We start from the raw sequence: 18,477 nt of genomic DNA, 5'->3' as shown, positions 1-18,477 counted from the left end.
AGTGAGATTATTTTGCCGCAAGCCAAGCAGTTAAACCTGCCATCACCGTTGCAAAGTTCTCGTTAAGTGGCGCGCCACCTTGTGCCAAATCAGGTTTACCACCACCTTTACCACCTAGTTCTGTAGCCAAGTGTTTGATGATGTCTCCTGCTTTAATCGTAGCAGTAAAGTCTGGTGCAACAGAAGCGATTAAGCTGACTTTATCGCCTTCTACACCTGCAAGTACAATCACTGCTTGGTCGAGTTTGGATTTTACACCGTCGTGCAAATTACGCAGTGATTTTGCATCCATATTTTGTACAGTGGTAATGAGCGTGGTACGTCCAGCAAGTTCTTGTACTTGACTTAAAAGTTCAGCTGCTTGGAAGTGCGCTAATTTTTGATTGAGCTGTTCAATCTGCTTTTGAAGGCTAGATGCTGTATCGACCAATGTATTCACTTTTTCTAAAGTTTGGTCTTTTTGTGCTTTCAACAAAGCATTGATGCTGTTGATATCGCGTTCAGTTTTTTGAACGGCTTCAACGGCTTTGCTGCCTGTAATTGCTTCAATACGACGTACACCAGCTGCAACACCACCTTCAGAGATGATTTTGAACAGACCAATATCACCTGTACGTTTCACGTGAATACCGCCACAAAGTTCAATGGAGAAGTTTTTATCTTCAATGATTGAACCCATAGAAAGTACGCGAACTTCATCGCCATACTTTTCACCAAATAGCATCATTGCGCCTTTGGCTTTGGCTGCTTCAATATCCAGTAATTCAGTAGAAACTGCGGTATTGGCAATGACTTCTGCATTTACCAAACGCTCAATTTCTTGCAATTGTTCAAATGACACAGGTTGGTCATTGGCAAAGTCAAAACGTAAAATATCAGAAGCAACCAACGAACCTTTTTGCTGTACGTGTGCACCTAAAACTTGACGTAGGGCAGCGTGCAATAAGTGTGTTGCAGAGTGGTTGCGTGCAGTAGCTTCGCGGATGTCTGCTTTTACAATCGCTTCCACCGCTTGCGCAGCTTTTAAACTGCCCATGGTGACAATACCTTGATGAACAAAGGCACCGCCAGATTTTTTGGTGTCTTGAACTTCAAAAATACCTGTTTCGTTTTTGAATAGACCTGTATCGCCAATTTGACCACCGCTTTCTGCATAGAATGGGGTTTGGTTAAGTACGATTAAAGCTTCATCGCCTTCAACCACTTCATCGACTTGTTCGCCATCTTTATAAATAGCCACAATTTGACCCTGACCAGTTGTTGAGTCATAGCCATCAAATTGAGTTTCACCTTCAACTTTTACAATTGAGTTGTAGTCAACTGCAAATTTACCTGCATCGCGTGCACGTTGACGTTGCGCTGCCATTTCAACTTCAAAGCCTGCTTCGTCAATGGTCAAGTCGCGCTCACGTGCAATGTCTGCTGTTAAATCTGTTGGGAAGCCATAAGTGTCATATAGTTTAAATACTACTTCACCAGGAATGACTGAGCCTTTAAGCTGTGCCAATTCACCCTCAAGCAATTTCAAACCTTGCTCAAGCGTTTTGGCAAATTGTTCTTCTTCTTTTAGAAGTTGCGCTTCAATACGCGCTTGTTGTGCTGCAAGTTCAGGATAGGCCTGACCCATCACCTCAATTAAAGGCTGAAGCATTTTGTGGAAGAATGAACCTGTTGCGCCAAGCTTGTTGCCGTGACGTACTGCACGACGAATAATACGACGCAATACATAACCACGACCTTCATTCGATGGATTCACGCCATCGGCAATTAGGAAGCAGCAAGAACGAGCGTGGTCAGCAACTACTTTGAGTGAAGCAGGGTAGTCTACAGGCTTGCCAGTTTGCTGTGCAGTTACTTCAAGAGCAGTCGTGTCTAAACCAATGATTTCAGCAGCAGCTTTTAACAGGTTCTGGAACAGGTCGATTTCATAGTTTGAGTTCACGTGTTGCAGAACGGCAGAAATACGCTCAAGGCCCATACCTGTATCTACAGAAGGTGCTGGAAGAGGGTGTAATACGCCATCTGCAGTGCGGTTGAACTGCATGAATACGTTGTTCCAAATTTCAATGAAACGGTCGCCATCTTCTTCAGGCGTACCTGGTAAGCCACCCCAGATATGATCGCCATGATCATAGAAAATTTCAGAACAAGGGCCGCAAGGACCTGTATCACCCATTGCCCAGAAGTTGTCTGAAGCATATTGGCCACCTTTGTTATCGCCAATACGGATAATACGAGAAGCATCTAAACCAATTTCTTTGTTCCAGATGTCAAATGCTTCATCATCGGTGTGGTAAACCGTGGCATATAAACGGTCTTTTGGTAGAGCTAACCATTGTTCACTGGTTAAAAATTCCCAAGCAAATTTAATTGCATCACGTTTGAAATAATCACCAAACGAGAAGTTACCCAACATTTCAAAGAAAGTATGGTGACGTGCGGTATAACCCACATTGTCTAAATCGTTATGTTTACCGCCTGCACGCACACATTTTTGTGACGATACAGCACGTACATAATCACGTTTTTCTAACCCAAGGAAACAGTCTTTAAACTGGTTCATACCTGCATTGGTAAATAACAGGGTTGGGTCATTGGCGGGTACTAGAGAACTCGATGCGACACGTGTATGCCCTTGCGATTCAAAGTAACGCAAAAATGCTTCACGAATTTCAGCTGATGTCATAAAACGAGTACTCACAACCAAGTCACTCCATAATTTCCGATTGGGCTAAACGCAAGACAGTCTGACAAAAATAATTCTTTTGCTGTCATGCAGGCTTAAAATTTTAAAAACGCCAAATTATAACGGAAAAAGCCACTATCACCAATCATTTTAGTGTGAATAGATGACAATTCTGACGCAAACTTGGTTGCGATTACGCAGAATAAATCTTTGCAATAGAAGATGATGAACATTTACATTCAAAATAAGCGTTTACTGTAGGTCACGGAGTAGGCCGAACTGCCATAAAGTAGAATACAAAATTTAAGAAAACGTAAATGTAAGCTAGAAAGTCAAAGCTGATATTTTTGATTTGCCGAATTAAACAGCAAATTGCGTGAAAATTCGCAGAATTGATCTGATTTTTTTCAGTAAGGCCTCAAAATCTATTAACATAGTCTGTGCTTAAATTTTGATTTCATTATGAAAGGATCGGTCATGCAACGAGTGGCAATCAATGGCTTTGGTAGAATCGGGCGCAATGTGCTGCGGGCTTGGTTTGAAAATCCCAAAGACTTTCATTTTGAAATCGTCGCCATAAATGACATTGCCGATGTAGAAACCTTGGTTCATTTATTTAAATATGACAGTACCCATGGTCGTTTTAAAGGACAGGTGGAAATTAGCCTCGAAAATGAACAGATTTTTTTGAATATTTCTGCAGGTTTGGCGCAATTAAAAGTTCAGGTGTTGAATCAGGCTCAACCTGCACAGTTGCCGTGGCAAGCCTTAAATGTTGATGTGGTATTGGAATGTACAGGGTTGTTCCGTTCCCGCGAGGCGGCAACGCAGCATATTACTGCGGGCGCCAAACGTGTAATTATTGGTGCTGCACCATTCGATACTGTAGATGCTGCGATTGTTTATGGTGTCAATCATCACGAAGTCAAAAATACTGACCAAATTATTTCCAGTGTGTCTTGCACCACGCAGGCTTTAGTACCACTGGTTAAAATTATTGATGACGCTTTTGGAATTGATACCGCATTAATGACTGAAATTCATGCAGTCACAGCCGATCAAACTGTATTGGATCAGGCGCATCGCGATTTACGTCGTGCGCGTGCATCAGGACAAAATATTATTCCTACAACTTCTTCTGCCCTAGGTGCTTTAAAACAAGTCATGCCAAAAATGGCAGATCGGATTGATGGTTACTCGATTCGTGTGCCGACCATCAATGTTGCAGCCATTGATTTAACTTTTATTTCTCAGTCGCCAATTACGGTGCACAAATTGAATCAGGTGTTGTGTGCTTCGGCAGCGCATGATTATGCCGAAATTATGCAAGTGACCGATGAGCCTTTGGTATCGAGCGACTTTAACCATTCACCTTATTCTTTAATTGTCGATTTAAGTCAAACCATGGTCGTGGGTCATCAAGCCAAAGTTTTTGCGTGGTATGACAACGAGTGGGGTTATGCCAACCGTTTACTAGATTTGTGTGAATCTTTTAGTCAGCGGGCGGTGTAAGCGGCTACTTTTTAAGACATATACAAAGTGTGAAAAGCGTGTAATAGTGATGACAGATTTTACACTTCGTATTCACGGTTAATTCACTGATTGATATAACAAAGTTTGCATAGAAAATTTGAATAGAGTAGTGGCATGATGATTATTTTATTGTGGGGATTTATTTTTTTGCTGGCACTTGCTGTCATTTTTCTGATTTGGTTGCAATTTAAAAATCAGGCAGACAGCAGCAGCGACGTGCAGCATCAACAGCAAGTCGAGCAAAAAGTATTACATTTAGAAGAGCATCTAAAAAAGACGTTGGAGATTATGCAAGATTTGGCTAAAAAGATGCAGGTTCAGCAAGATGCGCTAGATAAAACCGTGCAAAAAACCGCACAGCTTGAAATGCAAAATGCTGAGTTGGTCAGTTTATTGGCAAAGGCGGTGAAATCAAATCAGGACTTTTAAATGATGGCTTTGAAAGATGTGGTGTATTCATATTTTTTACCGCATATTTCAGAAAAAGTCAGGTGCATGAGCAAAAGTATCATGCTAAACTAGGAGAAATCGGGTGTGCTCCCGATTTTTTTATGCGGATTCGTTCCGCGCAAACAAGAATTTAGGTTTACAACATGCCCATTTCAGAGACATGGTTATTACCTGATGGTGTAGCTGATGTATTACCAGAACAAGCGCAAGTGATTGAAAGCTTGCGTCGTAAGTCACTGGATTTCCTCGCATCTCGAGGTTATCAGTTGGTGTACACGCCATTCATAGAATACATTGAATCTCTATCTTCTCTTTCAGAATCGAATCAAGATTTAGACCTTGCCACATTTAAAGTGATCGACCAACTTTCAGGTCGTTTGCTGGGTGTTCGTGCCGATATGACACCACAAGTGGCACGTATTGATGCGCATGTACATCCTGTAGATGGCATTGCACGTTACTGCTATGCAGGTACGGTTTTACATACCAAACCACAAGGTTTTAATACCACACGTGCACCATTGCAATTGGGTGCAGAGTTATTTGGTTCAGACAGCATTGATGCCGATGTAGAAATGGTTGATCTGATGCTCAGCTTGCTAAAAGAAGCAGGTTTGGCAGAAGGTGTGCATTTAGACTTGGGTCATGTCGGCTTGTTCCGTAGCTTGGTTAAACAAGCAGAATTAAGCAAAGCCACTGAACGTCAATTGTCAGATTTATATCAGCGTAAAGCATTGCCTGAATTGGCAGAATTTACCCAAGATTTAAATTTCGGTTCAGATTTTTATGCTTTAGGTCGCTATGCCAGTGATTTAACCGCTTTGCAGGCTCATTTAAGTGCTGATGTGTTGGAAAATACCGAATTTAAGCAAGCGTTTGAAGCCGTGAAAGCAACACAAGCTGAAATTCAGGCACGTTGGCCAAACTTGCATATTGGTATTGATGTGGTTGAGCTGCGTTCTTATCACTATCACACAGGTTTAATGTATGCAGTGTATGCGCCAAATCGTGCTGCACCATTGGCACAAGGCGGTCGTTATGATGGCATTGGTCAGCATTTCGGACGTGCGCGCCCTGCAACAGGTTTCTCTTGTGACTTGTTTGTATTAAGTGCAGGTCGTTTTGAATCATCGTCTGTTGTTGTTGCGCCTAAAGGCTCACAACCTGATTTAATCGCGGCTATCCAAAACACACGTGCGCAAGGCTTTAGTGTAATTCAATTGTTGGGTAATGATGATTTAAACTCGGTTCCATACGCAACGCACCAATTGGTTCTTGCAAATGGTGAGTGGACAGTCGAAAAAATTTAATCGCCAAGGCATGTTTCATGTTACAGGTCTTGGTTTTCAATTTTAACAGCATGATGTAATGAGGCTATTATGGGCAAGAATGTTGTGGTACTTGGTACCCAATGGGGCGACGAAGGTAAAGGTAAGATCGTCGACCTGCTCACAGATCAGGCGGCGGCAGTCGTTCGTTATCAAGGCGGACACAACGCAGGCCATACTCTCGTGGTTGGTGGTAAGAAAACTGTATTACACCTCATTCCATCAGGTATTTTACGTGAAAACGTACTGTGCTTAATTGGTAATGGTGTAGTACTTTCTCCTGAAGCACTCATTAAAGAAATGGGTATTTTGGAACAAGAAGGCGTGCCAGTGAAAGAGCGTTTACGTATTTCACCAAACTGTCCGCTTATTTTGCCGAACCACATTGCACTTGACCAAGCACGTGAGAAAAAACGTGGTAATGCCAAAATTGGTACAACAGGTCGTGGTATTGGCCCAGCTTATGAAGACAAGGTTGCACGTCGTGCGATTCGTGTTGCTGACTTGGTTCGTGGCGGTGAAGCACTACGCGCTCAATTGACTGAATTATTGGACTATCACAACTTCCAATTGACACAATACTACGGTGTTGAAGCAGTTCAGTTAGATGAAGTTTTAGCGCTATGTGACCAATGGCGTGAAGTGATTGCACCATTAGTGGTTGATGTAACGACTGAAATTCATAATTACCGTAAAAACGGTGACAACATTATGTTTGAAGGTGCGCAAGGTTCATTACTTGATGTTGACCACGGTACTTATCCGTATGTGACTTCATCGAATACAACTGCGGGCGGTGTAAGCTCTGGTTCAGGCTTAGGTCCATTACATTTAGACTACGTTTTAGGGATTACCAAAGCTTATACCACACGTGTAGGTGCAGGCCCATTCCCAACTGAGTTGGTGTATGACGCAGCAAATGACGTAGGTGATGCGATTGGTAAACACTTAGGTACAGTGGGTCACGAGTTCGGTGCTTCTACAGGTCGTCAACGTCGTTGTGGTTGGTTTGATGCCGAAATTTTACGTCGTTCAGTCGATGTAAACTCACTGTCTGGTATCTGCTTGACCAAGTTAGACGTATTGGACGGTTTAGAAGAAATCAAAATCTGCGTAGGTTATGAAAATACCGATTCAGGTTGTGTAGGTTCTTCTGATGCGCTTGCATACGAAAACTTAAAGCCAATTTATGAAACAATGCCAGGTTGGTCTGAATCAACTGTGGGTGCGACCAGTGTAGAACAATTGCCTGAAAATGCAGTGAACTACATCAAACGTCTTGAGCAGTTAATTGAATGTCCAATCGACATTATTTCTACAGGTCCAGACCGCGCAGAAACTATCGTATTACGTCATCCATTTGATGCTTAAGTCGTTGTGCTTTAGCATAGCATTTAAGCTCTGATGATGTATTCAGCCCTGTCTAAATGATGGGGCTTTTTATTGCTGTTGTTTCAGTTTCAATAGCGACTCATTTTTGGAAACATTATAGATGATGCTGAGTGAGTTGTTTTTTCAAGACTAAAGTTGCAGATGACTGGCGCTGTGCAGAGCAGGGTGGCTTGTTACAATGGCTTTAGAAAATTAAATTTAATTAAGGTTATGCAGGATGCATAAAAATATTACCAGTACGATTTTTTATTCTTTATTGTTTGCGATGGGCGGCGCACCGACCATTGCCATGATGCTGATTTTATCGCAAAAGCATGATCCGAATATTATGTATCAGGCATTTATTGGTTTAAGCGTTATTTTTGCCTGTATTTTGGTGCCACTGATTCTGATTCAAAATGCTTACCTACTCTACAAACGCAAAAATCCAGAAATGGAAGAAAAAGTAGAAGTAGTGTCTAAAATTTACTTGGGTTTAAATGTTTTCTGTTTAGTATTTTGGTTGTGTTATCAATTTCTTTACTAGGGTAGTGATTGATCGCTCAGACATACAATCTGTACACAGCTTAGGCGTTGTTTACATAAATGATATGTTTATGAAGTGATTATAGATTTAAAGCCTTGAATTGATTTCATATAATTGATTGGTATGAAGATAGCTCGCAAGGCGGAGATTATTATAATGAACAAAAAACTGATGTTAAGTTTATGTGCCGCAGGCGCAATCACAGTTTCAGGGTGTACGACTGTTGCAGACATGGCGGGTGCAGATACTGCGACCTTAAATGCAACTGCAACCAAAAGCTATAATGAAATGGTGCAAGACGCACGCAATAAAAATCAGTTAGACACAAGCTCCACCACGTATAAACGTATCAATACTGTGTTTCAGCGTTTGATTCCACATGCCAATCAAATGAACCAAACAGGTCAGCCTTTCCAGTGGCAATTGGCGGTACTTAAGTCTGATCAAGTCAATGCTTTTGTCGCACCTGGTGGTAAAGTGGTGTTCTACACTGGTATTGTGAATAAACTGAATTTAACTGATGCTGAAATTGCCGCAATTATGGGGCATGAAATGGTGCATGCTTTAGAAGAACACGCGAAAAGTAAAATTGGTGCACAGGCTTTAACCAATATTGCCTTGAACGTAGGTTTAAGTGCGGCAGGCAATAACGTTGGTCAATTGGGTGCAGCAGCAGCGCAATTGGGTACCCAAATTGGGATTGGCTTGCCATATTCACGTAATTTGGAAAGTCGTGCCGATCAGGGTGGTTTAATGCTGATGGCGCGTGCAGGTTATAACCCACAAGCTGCAATTACCCTTTGGGAAAAAATGAACAAGCTTGAAGGTGGCGGCGGTGCGTCCTTCTTATCGACTCACCCATCGAACAGTCAGCGTATTGAAGCAATGCGTAAAAACTTGCCAGCAGCACAAGCGCTATATAACCAAAGTCGTCGTTAAGATGACCTCAGCCAGTTCAACTGGTTAAGATAAAACACAAAAAAGATGCGCATGGTTTTATGCGCATCTTTTTTTATGAAGACTTTTTGACTTTAAACAGCATAAAAATGATGAGTTATTGCTGAGTTCATATTTTTAATTTCATTTTAAAGCAGTGCTTAAAATAAAATTAGGGCGCTGGATTGGGTTGTTGACGATGAATGGCTTCAATGCCTTGTAAAATTTCATCTGATAAGGTGATGTCAAAGGCATCAATATTTTCTTTGAGTTGCGCCATATTCGTCGCGCCAATAATGGTACTTGTCACAAAAAATTGCTGCTTGATAAATGCCAGCGCCAGTTGCGTCAAACTCAAGCCGTGTTGTTCTGCAAGTTGGGCGTATTGCTCGGTTGCCCATTCGCTTTGTGGATTACTGTAACGGCTAAAACGTGAATATAGCGTGACACGTGCATTGGCAGGGCGTGCGCCATGACGGAATTTACCAGTTAAATAACCAAAAGCCAAAGGTGAGTAGGCGAGTAGTCCAACACCTTCATAATGGGCGATTTCAGACATGCCAATTTCATAAGTACGATTCAGCAGGTTATATGGATTTTGTACGCTGACAAATTTACTTAATCCTAATTGTTCTGCTAAGTGTAAAAACTTCATGGTGCCCCAAGGGGTTTCATTCGACAGACCTATATAGCGAATCCGTCCTTTTTGAATTTCTTGTTGCAACGCGGTTAAGGTTTCAGCAAGGTCGGTTACTTCTTGCGTATTTTGTGCTTCTTGGTTGCCATAACCAAGTTTGCCAAAAAAGTTGGTTGGGCGTTGTGGCCAGTGCAGTTGGTATAAGTCGATATAGTCGGTTTGCAGGCGTTTTAAATTGCCATCCAGTGCAGAATGAATATCCTCTGCGTTAAAGCGGGTTTTGCCGTCTCGAATATGACTGCCGCCTTGCGAAGGGCCTGCAATTTTAGAGGCTAAAAATAATTTGTCACGTCCGCCACGTTGCTGTAACCAATTGCCAATGATGGTTTCGGTTGCACCTTGAGTTTCTACTTTTGGTGGTACGGGATACATTTCTGCGGTATCCCAAAAATATAAGCCTCGTTCTAGCGCATAATCGAGTTGTTGAAAGGCTTCTTGCTGGGTATTTTGTTCACCAAATGTCATGGTGCCTAAACAGATTTCTGGAACTAGAATGCCTGTTTTTGCCAATGGTTTAAATTGCATATTGTCTCTCGCTCAAGATTATATGTATATATTGATGTTACAAGAGCTGAAACCATTTTGCGCCACTTGTGGCTGCGAAAATTGCTACTTCATTGTAGTGACAGCAATAATGGTATTTTGATAATTGAAAATGGTAAAAAGTTAACAGCTGGTAATAAAAAAGCAAATCCGAAGATTTGCTTTTTTAATGAGCATATAGATGGTTTACTCGTCATCAAAGTTGCCATCAGTGGATTCATTTTGCTCCAAAGAAGCATCAAAAATCAGAATGGCTTTACCATCAGTTTCAATCATGCCTTGTTCTTCAAGTGTTTTTAGAACACGCCCGACCATTTCACGTGAACAGCCGACAATACGACCAATTTCTTGGCGTGTAATACGAATTTGACGACCGTTTGGCAAAATCATGGCTTCTGGTTGCGCAGAAAGATCAATCAAGCAACGTGCAATACGACCAGACACATCTATAAAGGCAAGGTCAGTTACCTTACGTGTAGTATTTTTTAAACGACGTACCAGCTGTGCAAAAACGGCATAGCTTAAGTCAGGATATTGTTTGCTGAGTTCGTGGAAGTTTTCATAAGTAATTTCTGCAATTTCACAGACATCACGAGTACGAACTTCTGCAGTACGTTGTGGATTCGATTCAAACAGACCCATTTCCCCAAAAAAGTCGCCTGGATTCAAATATGCCACAACAATTTCGCGATCATCATCTTCGCGAAGAATAATTGATACTGAACCTTTTAAAATCAAATATAACGATTTAGATTCAGTCCCCGCATCAACAATAGTTGTCCGTTTTGGATAACGGTTGATGTATGCACGTTTTAATAATGCTTTGACTGAGTCAGGCAGTTGTCCAGGGGACAATGCATCAGTGCTCAGCTGTGAAAAGTTTGAAGTCATGCTAACGGTTCCGAAAATGGATAAATAATAGATCGCACAAGACCTAGTCTGAACTTGTCACACAGTAGAGATGAAATTCCTTATCAACTCAAGTTATGTTAGTGTACAAATACCCGTGTCAATTTATAGTTTTTTTTAGGTAGTTGCAATGCAAACAAGTGTTCAGTGGTTAGAGAACGTTGCTTTTGAAGCCAAATCGGAAAGTGGTCATTCTGTAGTGATGGATGGATCCGCAGAATATGGTGGTGAAAACCGTGGTCCACGTCCTATGGAGTTAATCTTAATGGGACTTGGTGGTTGTGCTTCATTCGATATTGTGACTATTTTAAAAAAATCACGCCAAGAAGTGACGCATGTTGAATGTCAGTTAACAGCAGAACGTGCCGATAGCATCCCTGCAGTGTTCACCAAAATTCATTTGCATTTTGTGGTCAAAGGCAAGGCTGTCAAGGAAAAGCAGGTTGCGAAGGCGGTTGAACTTTCAGCAGAAAAGTACTGTTCTGCCAGTAAAATGCTATCTGATGGTGGCGTCGAAATTAGCCATGATTTTGAAATTATTGAACAAGATTAAGCTTTGACTGATAGGTCATACAATGGTTGGTATATTTTGCCAATCATTGTAACTAAATATTTCAAATGGCATAAATAACAATCAAAAGCCTTTAATTGATTGATATGCAAGTGTATGTCAATGACTCAACTAAAATAAAAAATTACCAGACTAAACTTGAAATTTACTTTAATCAGTCCAATATTATTACTGAAATCTATCTGTTAATTTTAATTAAGATTTTGAAAAATATATAAAAAATTTAATTGAAATTTACGCCTGCGTTCCCATATATCCATCAAGTACACAATTTGTTGTGAGGAATAACAAGAATGCGTTTTGAAAAGTTTACCAACCGACTACAGCAAGCTTTATCCGATGCCCAATCTCTTGCGATAGGGAAAGATCATACTGCCATTGAAGGCATTCACTTATTGGCGACTTTGCTCGAAGAAGCTTCCAATGTCAGTTTATTACAACAAGCAGGCGCAAACCTACGTGATTTGCAAAGCAAATTACAGCAAGCGATTGCTGATGCACCGACTTTGGCCAATCCAACAGGCGATATCAACTTAAGTCCAGATGCGGTTAAAGCCTTGAATTTGGCTGACAGTTTTGCCCAAAAAGCAGGTGATGAGTTCTTGTCAACCGATTGGTTGATGCTGGGTTTGACCGAAGTGGGCGCGACCAAAACACTACTGAACAGTGTAGGCGTGACCTCAGATAGTTTGCGTAGCGTGATTGACAAAATTAGAGGGGATGAAAAAGTCATGAGCAATAATCACGAAGATCAACGTGACTCACTCAATAAATATACCATCGATTTAACCGAACGTGCGTTGGCGGGCAAGCTAGACCCTGTAATTGGTCGTGATGATGAAATTCGCCGTACCGTTCAGGTGTTGTCACGCCGTACCAAAAACAACCCAGTACTCATTGGTGAACCTGGTGTGGGTAAAACTGCGATTGTTGAAGGTTTGGCTCAGCGTATTGTGAATGGTGAAGTGCCTGAAAGTTTAAAAGGTAAACGTGTTTTATCTTTAGATTTGGGCTCATTGTTGGCAGGTGCGAAATATCGCGGTGAGTTTGAAGAACGCCTAAAAGCGGTCTTAAAAGACTTGGCGAAACAAGAAGGTGAAGTCATCTTATTTATTGATGAATTACACACACTTGTGGGTGCAGGTAAAGGCGATGGTGCCATGGATGCAGGCAATATGTTGAAACCTGCATTGGCGCGTGGCGAATTGCGCTGCGTCGGTGCCACTACTTTAGATGAGTATCGTCAATATATTGAAAAAGATGCGGCTTTAGAGCGTCGTTTCCAAAAAGTATTGGTCGATGAGCCAAGTGTAGAAGACACCATTGCAATTTTACGAGGTCTGAAAGAACGCTACGAAGTGCACCACGGGGTTAAAATTTTAGATTCGGCGATTATTGCCGCCGCTAAAATGTCGCACCGTTATATCACTGACCGTCAACTTCCCGACAAGGCAATTGATTTGGTGGATGAGGCAGCGTCACGGATTAAAATGGAGCTAGATTCTAAGCCTGAAGCCTTAGATAAATTAGAGCGCCGTTTAATTCAATTAAAACTGCAACTTGAAGCCGTGAAGAAAGATGAAGATGCAGGCAGCCGTGCTGAAGTTGCACATCTGGAAAAACAAATTATTGAAGTTCAAAATGAATACAATGATTTGGAAGAAGTTTGGAAAGCGGAAAAAACCTTGGTTGAAGGCACTAAGCAAATTCAGACTCAGCTTGATCAGGCACGTATGGCATTGCAAAAAGCGCAGCGTGAAAATGACTTGGCGGAAATGTCACGTTTACAATACGGTGTGATTCCTGAGTTGGAAAAACAACTGGCACAAGATGAGTTGGTTGAAGAGAAAGAAGAACCAAAATTATTGCGTAACAAAGTTACGGACAATGAAATTGCTGAAGTCGTGAGTGCTGCAACGGGCATTCCTGTATCGAAAATGCTGCAGGGTGAACGTGAAAAATTGCTACACATGGAAGATTTCTTGCATAACCGTGTGGTGGGGCAAGATGAAGCTGTGGTGGCGGTGTCGAATGCGGTACGTCGTTCACGCGCTGGTTTGTCTGATCCTAACCGTCCAAGTGGTTCGTTCCTGTTCCTTGGCCCAACAGGGGTAGGTAAAACAGAATTGACCAAAGCGTTAGCGAACTTCTTGTTTGACAGCGATGACGCCATGATTCGGATTGATATGTCTGAATTTATGGAAAAACACTCGGTCAGCCGTTTGGTCGGTGCGCCTCCAGGCTATGTCGGTTATGAAGAAGGTGGTGTATTAACCGAAGCAGTACGTCGTAAACCGTACAGTGTGGTGCTGTTTGATGAGGTGGAAAAAGCCCATCCAGACGTATTTAACATCTTGTTGCAGGTGTTGGATGACGGACGCCTAACCGACTCGCAAGGTCGCGTGGTGGACTTTAAGAACACTGTAATTGTGATGACTTCTAACTTGGGTTCACACGAAGTACGTGAATTGGGTGACAATCCAACACGTGAAGAAGTGCGTACCGTGGTCATGGCCGCAGTTTCACAACATTTCCGCCCTGAGTTTATTAACCGTATTGATGAGTTGGTGGTGTTCCATTCACTGGAAAAAGCACAAATTCGTGGCATTGCCGATATTCAATTGGATCGTTTACGTGCGCGTTTAAGCGAACGCGACTTGAGCTTGTCGATAGACGATACTGCATTTGATCAATTGATTGAAGCAGGTTTTGACCCAGTCTACGGTGCGCGTCCATTGAAACGTGCAATTCAGCAACAAGTGGAAAACACATTGGCGCAAAAAATCCTCGCAGGTGACTTTGTTGCAGGTGATACGATTTTAATTAAAGCTGAAAATGGTCATTTGCTGTTTGAAAAAATGAAACTCAGCTAATTGGCTATGTGTAAGCAACTTTTAAGAAACCCAGCTTCGGCTGGGTTTTTTATGACTGACAATTTAGGTCACATAAGTAAAATTTTTGGTAAAAAATGACAGCTATTTTTAATATTTTGTGATGAATATTATATTTAAGTGATTTATTTGCAAAACAATTATCTTTTTTAAAGAAGATTAATTATAATTTATTGTTCAATAAGAATAGATAAATTCTGAGCAGAATCTATGTCAAAAATAGTATGGGGTGGAATGGGGGTTGCAGTGTTGGCAGGAGCTGTCACTGCAGGAAATTTATATGCAGATAAGAGCCTGCGTGAGCATTATCAACAAAATTTAAATCCTGTACCCAATGTGAGCGTCCAATATACGGACTACGACATGGGGACTTTAACAGGTACTGCCAAATGGAAAATGACCATTATTGCAGACCCATGTAATGCTAAAGAAAAACTGGTGTTTCACGGACAAGATCAAATTCAGCGGACATGGAAAGGTTACCAAATTGATTCTAAAATGAATCTGGAACAAGGGCAGGGACAATTTTCCGAGTTCTTTCAGCAGCCTCTAAATGTGACAACGCAAGTGAATTGGTTGGGTGTATCGACCACGAAATTGAGCATACCTGCTATAGAGAAAAAAGAAGCAGGACTTGAAGCTAAATTTTCTCCTATGCAGATTGAGTTTCAGGCTAAACAAAGTCAGGGGCAGCAGAAAATTGTAAATATGAGTTTTGATGTGCCTCAATTGACGGTGCTGGATCAATTTGGACATCTTCAAGTAAATGGCATGCAGTTTAAAACCAATCAGGCTTTGAATGTGCAGTCTTTAGAGCCGGGCTATTTCCAATTCAGTATTGCAGAAATGCAGCGTCAAGACCCAAAAGCAGTGGGTTCAGGCAAAATGAAAGACTTCAGTTGGCGTATGGATACTCAACTGCATGAGCGCACGGTAGATATTCAATCGAAATTTAAAATTGCCGAGTTAGGTTTAAATAATGTGCCTGCCATGCAAGACCTGCAAGTGAATTGGGATGTTAAAAACTTGCAGCGCAGTAAAATGCAGACGTTTCTTGATATTGTGCAAAAACAAAACAACTCATGCCTAGAAGCGGAAAACTTTGAGAAAGAAGTTCAACAAGCCTTGTTGGCTGTGATTAATGAGGGCTTTCAGTTCGAATCCAAGAAGAATCAGTTGAAATTAGGCACAGGCAGTATTCGGGCAGATTTGGTTGGTAAAGTGATGCCAGGGCATCAAACCACTGTAGAAGGCTTAGCGAAAATGTTCCCAAGTTTATTGGAAATGCAAACCGATGTGAGTTTTAACAAGCAAGTGGTCAAAACCATTATGAATAATTATATGAATGCTGCAGGTAAAAGCATGTCTGATCAAGAGTTGGAACAGATACTCAGTGCGATGCAAAGCAATCAGCAAATTCAACGTGATGGTGATGAATTTAAACTGTCGATGCATTATCAATATGGTGAAAAGAAGTTTTTAACTGGTCAATAATCTAGATATTGATCTACGATAAAATAAAGCCTGTTCAAATGAACAGGCTTTGTTGTATTGCCATATCGTTTATTTAAACAGGCGGGTGCTGAATTTTCCAAGCACGGTGGATTTTGGTGTTGCGTTTGAAATCTTGCCCAATGGTTTCATGGCTAATTTCCTGCACATCAAACATGGCTTCAATTTCTTCATCCATTTCAAAACCACGGTAGTTGTTGGAGAAGTACAGCGTTCCGCCTGTGGTTAAGCGGTTCATGGCACGCTTAATTAAAGAAACGTGGTCGCGTTGTACGTCAAATGTTCCGTAGAACTTTTTAGAGTTTGAGAAAGTTGGTGGGTCAATAAAGATCAGATCATATTGTTCATGACCTTCTTTGAGCCATTCAAAACAATCACTGGCAAAGAATTGATGTTGTTCATCGGCATGGTCTACCGTTAAACCATTCAATACAAAGTTTTCTTTAGACCAATTCAAATAAGTATTGGATAAATCGACGCTGGTGGTACTTGCTGCACCGCCAAGCGCGGCATGTAAACTTGCAGTTGAGGTATAACTGTATAAATTCAGGAAGTGCTTGCCACGTGCTTCTTTGGCAATACGTAAACGCATTTGACGATGGTCAAGGAACAAGCCTGTATCTAGGTAGTCGGTGAGGTTAACCAAAATTTTAGCCTGACCTTCTTGCACAATAAAACGCTTCGAGGCGGTACTTTGTTTGGTGTACTGGTTTTTACCTTCCTGACGGGCACGGGTTTTAATAAATACCGCATCGCGCCCTAAACCTGTGACAGCGCGAATGGCTTGTAAGGCAAGGTTAAAACGCTTTTTGGCTTTTTCAGGATCAATTTTTTTCGGCGGCGCATATTCCTGCACGTGCAAACGGTCGCCGTATAAATCGACTGCGACATTAAAGTCAGGTAAGTCTGCATCGTATAAACGCAGGCAATGCACATTTTCTTTCACCGCCCATTTTTTCAGGCTCTGCATGTTTTTTTGCAAACGGTTGGTGAAATCTTCTGCGCCTTCAATGGGTTCAAACTGTTGCGGTTGCCAATCTGCTAAGAATGGGCGTGCGAATGTTGCAGGTTTGATCGTACCAAAACGGACATAAATTGGCAGTTTACCGTTCATCAAACGTAAAATTTGCGGGTCATTGAAAGCCAACACATCGGCTTGTTCAACTTGGGCTGCAATGACGGCTGCTTTTTGATTTGGGAAATGCTTTTGCAAGAGGGCAGACAGACCCAAATATAAGGCACGGTTCGAGGCTTTATCGCCCAAACGCTCACCATAAGGTGGGTTGGTTACAATAAAGGCCTTTTTACCTTCGGCTTGAAAGTCGGGCCAGTCAGCCAAAGTACGTTCTTCAATTTGAATCTGATCGAGCAGACTTTCAAAACCTGCTGCAATAATATTTTGCTTGGTGGCTTTGACTGCTTCCCAGTCGGCATCGAAAGCATAAAATTTTGGCAATGGTTGTTGTAATGCAGTTTGATGGCGTTCAGCCGCTTCTGCTTTAATGCTCATCCATAATTCATGGTCGTGACCTTGCCAACCGTTAAAACCGAAACGACGTACCAAACCTGGTGCACGGTCAGTCAGCATCATCAATGCTTCAATAATAAACGTACCCGAACCACACATTGGGTCTAAAATAATGTCGGGTTGAATTTGTTGTAATTGACCTTTTTGCAGAATCGCTGCGGCAAGGTTTTCTTTAATTGGGGCATCGGTCATAAAACGACGATAGCCGCGTTTATGCAGTGAATCGCCAGATAAATCTAGGCAGTATGTATGTTCTTTTTTACCTGCCAACACGTATAAGGTAATTTCAGGCTGTTTGATGTCAATGCTTGGACGTTTGCCCACTGCATCCATAAATGAATCGACCACACCATCTTTAACGCGCAAGGTCGCAAATTGGCTGTTCACTTTAATGTCACGCTCTATATGCAAACGCACTGCAAAAGTACTTTGTGGCGCAAAAATCAGTGACCAGTCAAAGCTCAGCGCACCTTCATAAAGCTCTTCGGCTACATCGCGCGCGTCGTGACTAAATTCAATTTCGTGTGTGTGAATTGGTGTAAGGACACGTGAGGCTAAACGTGACCACATGCAGACACGATAGGCATTTTCGAGTGTGCCTTTGAAAATTAAACGACCCGGTAAACGTTCGATATTTTGAATACCTAAACCTTGCATTTCTTCTTGCAATAAGGTTTCAAGTCCATCTGCACAGGTGACCCAATATGTAGAAAGACGGGGTTTCGAATTCATGAAAATTTCCAAAAGCAATTCAGCAATCGGCTATTTTACCGTATTTTGTGCTAGAAAACTTAGTGATTTAGCGTGAATCGTGCAGAATTTTAAAGGTCTAGGTTTGAAGAGCTTCAGGGCATTTTTTACTGTTTTTTTCTAAAAAGGCAATGAGGATGTAATGACATCTCTAAAAAATTTTGAGTGATTGTATTGCGGAAAAATAAAAACCTGAATATTCACATGATTGGTATGTATTTTGCT

At 41.6% G+C, this 18,477-nt stretch carries 13 protein-coding genes; 9 read left to right on the top strand and 4 right to left on the bottom strand.

Going from position 1 to position 18,477, the window contains the following annotated elements; all coding sequences use genetic code 11:
- Positions 1–7 precede the first annotated feature (7 nt).
- On the bottom strand, positions 8–2,701 hold the full coding sequence (alaS, locus tag FTU35_RS03900) for an alanine--tRNA ligase (RefSeq protein ID WP_179996937.1): 2,694 nt from the start codon (positions 2,699–2,701) through the stop codon (positions 8–10).
- A gap of 462 nt (positions 2,702–3,163) precedes the next feature.
- Here alaS and FTU35_RS03895 point away from each other — a divergent pair, with 462 nt between their 5' ends.
- The 6 genes from FTU35_RS03895 to FTU35_RS03870 all read left to right on the top strand — a co-directional run bounded on the left by FTU35_RS03895 (position 3,164) and on the right by FTU35_RS03870 (position 8,854).
- On the top strand, positions 3,164–4,198 hold the full coding sequence (locus tag FTU35_RS03895; RefSeq protein WP_004971581.1) for a type I glyceraldehyde-3-phosphate dehydrogenase: 1,035 nt from the start codon (positions 3,164–3,166) through the stop codon (positions 4,196–4,198).
- Between the two features lie 135 nt (positions 4,199–4,333).
- On the top strand, positions 4,334–4,648 hold the full coding sequence (locus FTU35_RS03890) for a hypothetical protein (protein ID WP_004971580.1): 315 nt from the start codon (positions 4,334–4,336) through the stop codon (positions 4,646–4,648).
- A 164-nt stretch (positions 4,649–4,812) separates the two neighbouring features.
- Positions 4,813–5,979, top strand: a complete 1,167-nt coding sequence (locus FTU35_RS03885; RefSeq protein ID WP_096901061.1) for an ATP phosphoribosyltransferase regulatory subunit — start codon at positions 4,813–4,815, stop codon at positions 5,977–5,979.
- 69 nt (positions 5,980–6,048) lie between these two features.
- Complete coding sequence (locus FTU35_RS03880; RefSeq protein WP_004971574.1) at positions 6,049–7,368, top strand: adenylosuccinate synthase; 1,320 nt, start codon at positions 6,049–6,051, stop codon at positions 7,366–7,368.
- A 238-nt stretch (positions 7,369–7,606) separates the two neighbouring features.
- Positions 7,607–7,915, top strand: coding sequence for a hypothetical protein (locus FTU35_RS03875; RefSeq protein WP_004971573.1), 309 nt, complete (start codon positions 7,607–7,609; stop codon positions 7,913–7,915).
- 156 nt (positions 7,916–8,071) lie between these two features.
- Complete coding sequence (locus FTU35_RS03870) at positions 8,072–8,854, top strand: M48 family metallopeptidase (RefSeq protein ID WP_004971571.1); 783 nt, start codon at positions 8,072–8,074, stop codon at positions 8,852–8,854.
- Positions 8,855–9,023: 169 nt separating this feature from the next.
- On the opposite strand, the gene FTU35_RS03865 is transcribed toward FTU35_RS03870, so the two are convergent.
- Both FTU35_RS03865 and crp read right to left on the bottom strand, forming a co-directional pair.
- Positions 9,024–10,073: an NADP(H)-dependent aldo-keto reductase gene (locus FTU35_RS03865; protein ID WP_131261355.1), complete on the bottom strand. Its 1,050-nt coding sequence runs from the start codon at positions 10,071–10,073 to the stop codon at positions 9,024–9,026.
- 204 nt (positions 10,074–10,277) lie between these two features.
- Positions 10,278–10,982: a cAMP-activated global transcriptional regulator CRP gene (gene crp / locus FTU35_RS03860; protein ID WP_004971566.1), complete on the bottom strand. Its 705-nt coding sequence runs from the start codon at positions 10,980–10,982 to the stop codon at positions 10,278–10,280.
- Between the two features lie 148 nt (positions 10,983–11,130).
- Here crp and FTU35_RS03855 point away from each other — a divergent pair, with 148 nt between their 5' ends.
- The 3 genes from FTU35_RS03855 to FTU35_RS03845 all read left to right on the top strand — a co-directional run bounded on the left by FTU35_RS03855 (position 11,131) and on the right by FTU35_RS03845 (position 15,956).
- Positions 11,131–11,553 carry an OsmC family protein gene (locus tag FTU35_RS03855; RefSeq protein WP_070156041.1) on the top strand — a complete coding sequence of 141 codons (423 nt, stop codon included), beginning with the start codon at positions 11,131–11,133 and terminating at the stop codon, positions 11,551–11,553.
- Between the two features lie 311 nt (positions 11,554–11,864).
- Positions 11,865–14,444 carry an ATP-dependent chaperone ClpB gene (gene clpB / locus FTU35_RS03850; RefSeq protein WP_004971561.1) on the top strand — a complete coding sequence of 860 codons (2,580 nt, stop codon included), beginning with the start codon at positions 11,865–11,867 and terminating at the stop codon, positions 14,442–14,444.
- A gap of 228 nt (positions 14,445–14,672) precedes the next feature.
- Positions 14,673–15,956, top strand: coding sequence for a DUF945 family protein (locus FTU35_RS03845; RefSeq protein ID WP_180064511.1), 1,284 nt, complete (start codon positions 14,673–14,675; stop codon positions 15,954–15,956).
- Between the two features lie 73 nt (positions 15,957–16,029).
- Here FTU35_RS03845 and rlmKL read toward each other — a convergent pair whose 3' ends face one another.
- Positions 16,030–18,234 carry a bifunctional 23S rRNA (guanine(2069)-N(7))-methyltransferase RlmK/23S rRNA (guanine(2445)-N(2))-methyltransferase RlmL gene (rlmKL, locus tag FTU35_RS03840; RefSeq protein WP_004971555.1) on the bottom strand — a complete coding sequence of 735 codons (2,205 nt, stop codon included), beginning with the start codon at positions 18,232–18,234 and terminating at the stop codon, positions 16,030–16,032.
- Positions 18,235–18,477 lie beyond the last annotated feature (243 nt).

Source organism: Acinetobacter sp. YH12095 (genome assembly GCF_013419245.1).
In the GTDB taxonomy this organism is placed as follows: Bacteria; Pseudomonadota; Gammaproteobacteria; order Pseudomonadales; family Moraxellaceae; genus Acinetobacter; species Acinetobacter towneri.
The sequence above is the reverse complement of the archived record's forward strand: the minus strand, read 5'-3'. Positions and strand labels throughout refer to the sequence as shown.

Excerpts from the sequence above, each read along its gene's own strand:
- FTU35_RS03870 (WP_004971571.1), top strand. The coding sequence starts at position 8,072 with ATGAACAAAAAACTGATGTTAAGTTTATGTGCCGCAGGCGCAATCACA.
- FTU35_RS03875 (WP_004971573.1), top strand. The coding sequence starts at position 7,607 with ATGCATAAAAATATTACCAGTACGATTTTTTATTCTTTATTGTTTGCG.
- FTU35_RS03895 (WP_004971581.1), top strand. The coding sequence starts at position 3,164 with ATGCAACGAGTGGCAATCAATGGCTTTGGTAGAATCGGGCGCAATGTG.
- clpB (WP_004971561.1), top strand. The coding sequence starts at position 11,865 with ATGCGTTTTGAAAAGTTTACCAACCGACTACAGCAAGCTTTATCCGAT.
- FTU35_RS03845 (WP_180064511.1), top strand. The coding sequence starts at position 14,673 with ATGTCAAAAATAGTATGGGGTGGAATGGGGGTTGCAGTGTTGGCAGGA.
- rlmKL (WP_004971555.1), bottom strand. The coding sequence starts at position 18,234 with ATGAATTCGAAACCCCGTCTTTCTACATATTGGGTCACCTGTGCAGAT.
- FTU35_RS03855 (WP_070156041.1), top strand. The coding sequence starts at position 11,131 with ATGCAAACAAGTGTTCAGTGGTTAGAGAACGTTGCTTTTGAAGCCAAA.
- FTU35_RS03890 (WP_004971580.1), top strand. The coding sequence starts at position 4,334 with ATGATGATTATTTTATTGTGGGGATTTATTTTTTTGCTGGCACTTGCT.
- crp (WP_004971566.1), bottom strand. The coding sequence starts at position 10,982 with ATGACTTCAAACTTTTCACAGCTGAGCACTGATGCATTGTCCCCTGGA.
- FTU35_RS03885 (WP_096901061.1), top strand. The coding sequence starts at position 4,813 with ATGCCCATTTCAGAGACATGGTTATTACCTGATGGTGTAGCTGATGTA.
- FTU35_RS03880 (WP_004971574.1), top strand. The coding sequence starts at position 6,049 with ATGGGCAAGAATGTTGTGGTACTTGGTACCCAATGGGGCGACGAAGGT.
- FTU35_RS03865 (WP_131261355.1), bottom strand. The coding sequence starts at position 10,073 with ATGCAATTTAAACCATTGGCAAAAACAGGCATTCTAGTTCCAGAAATC.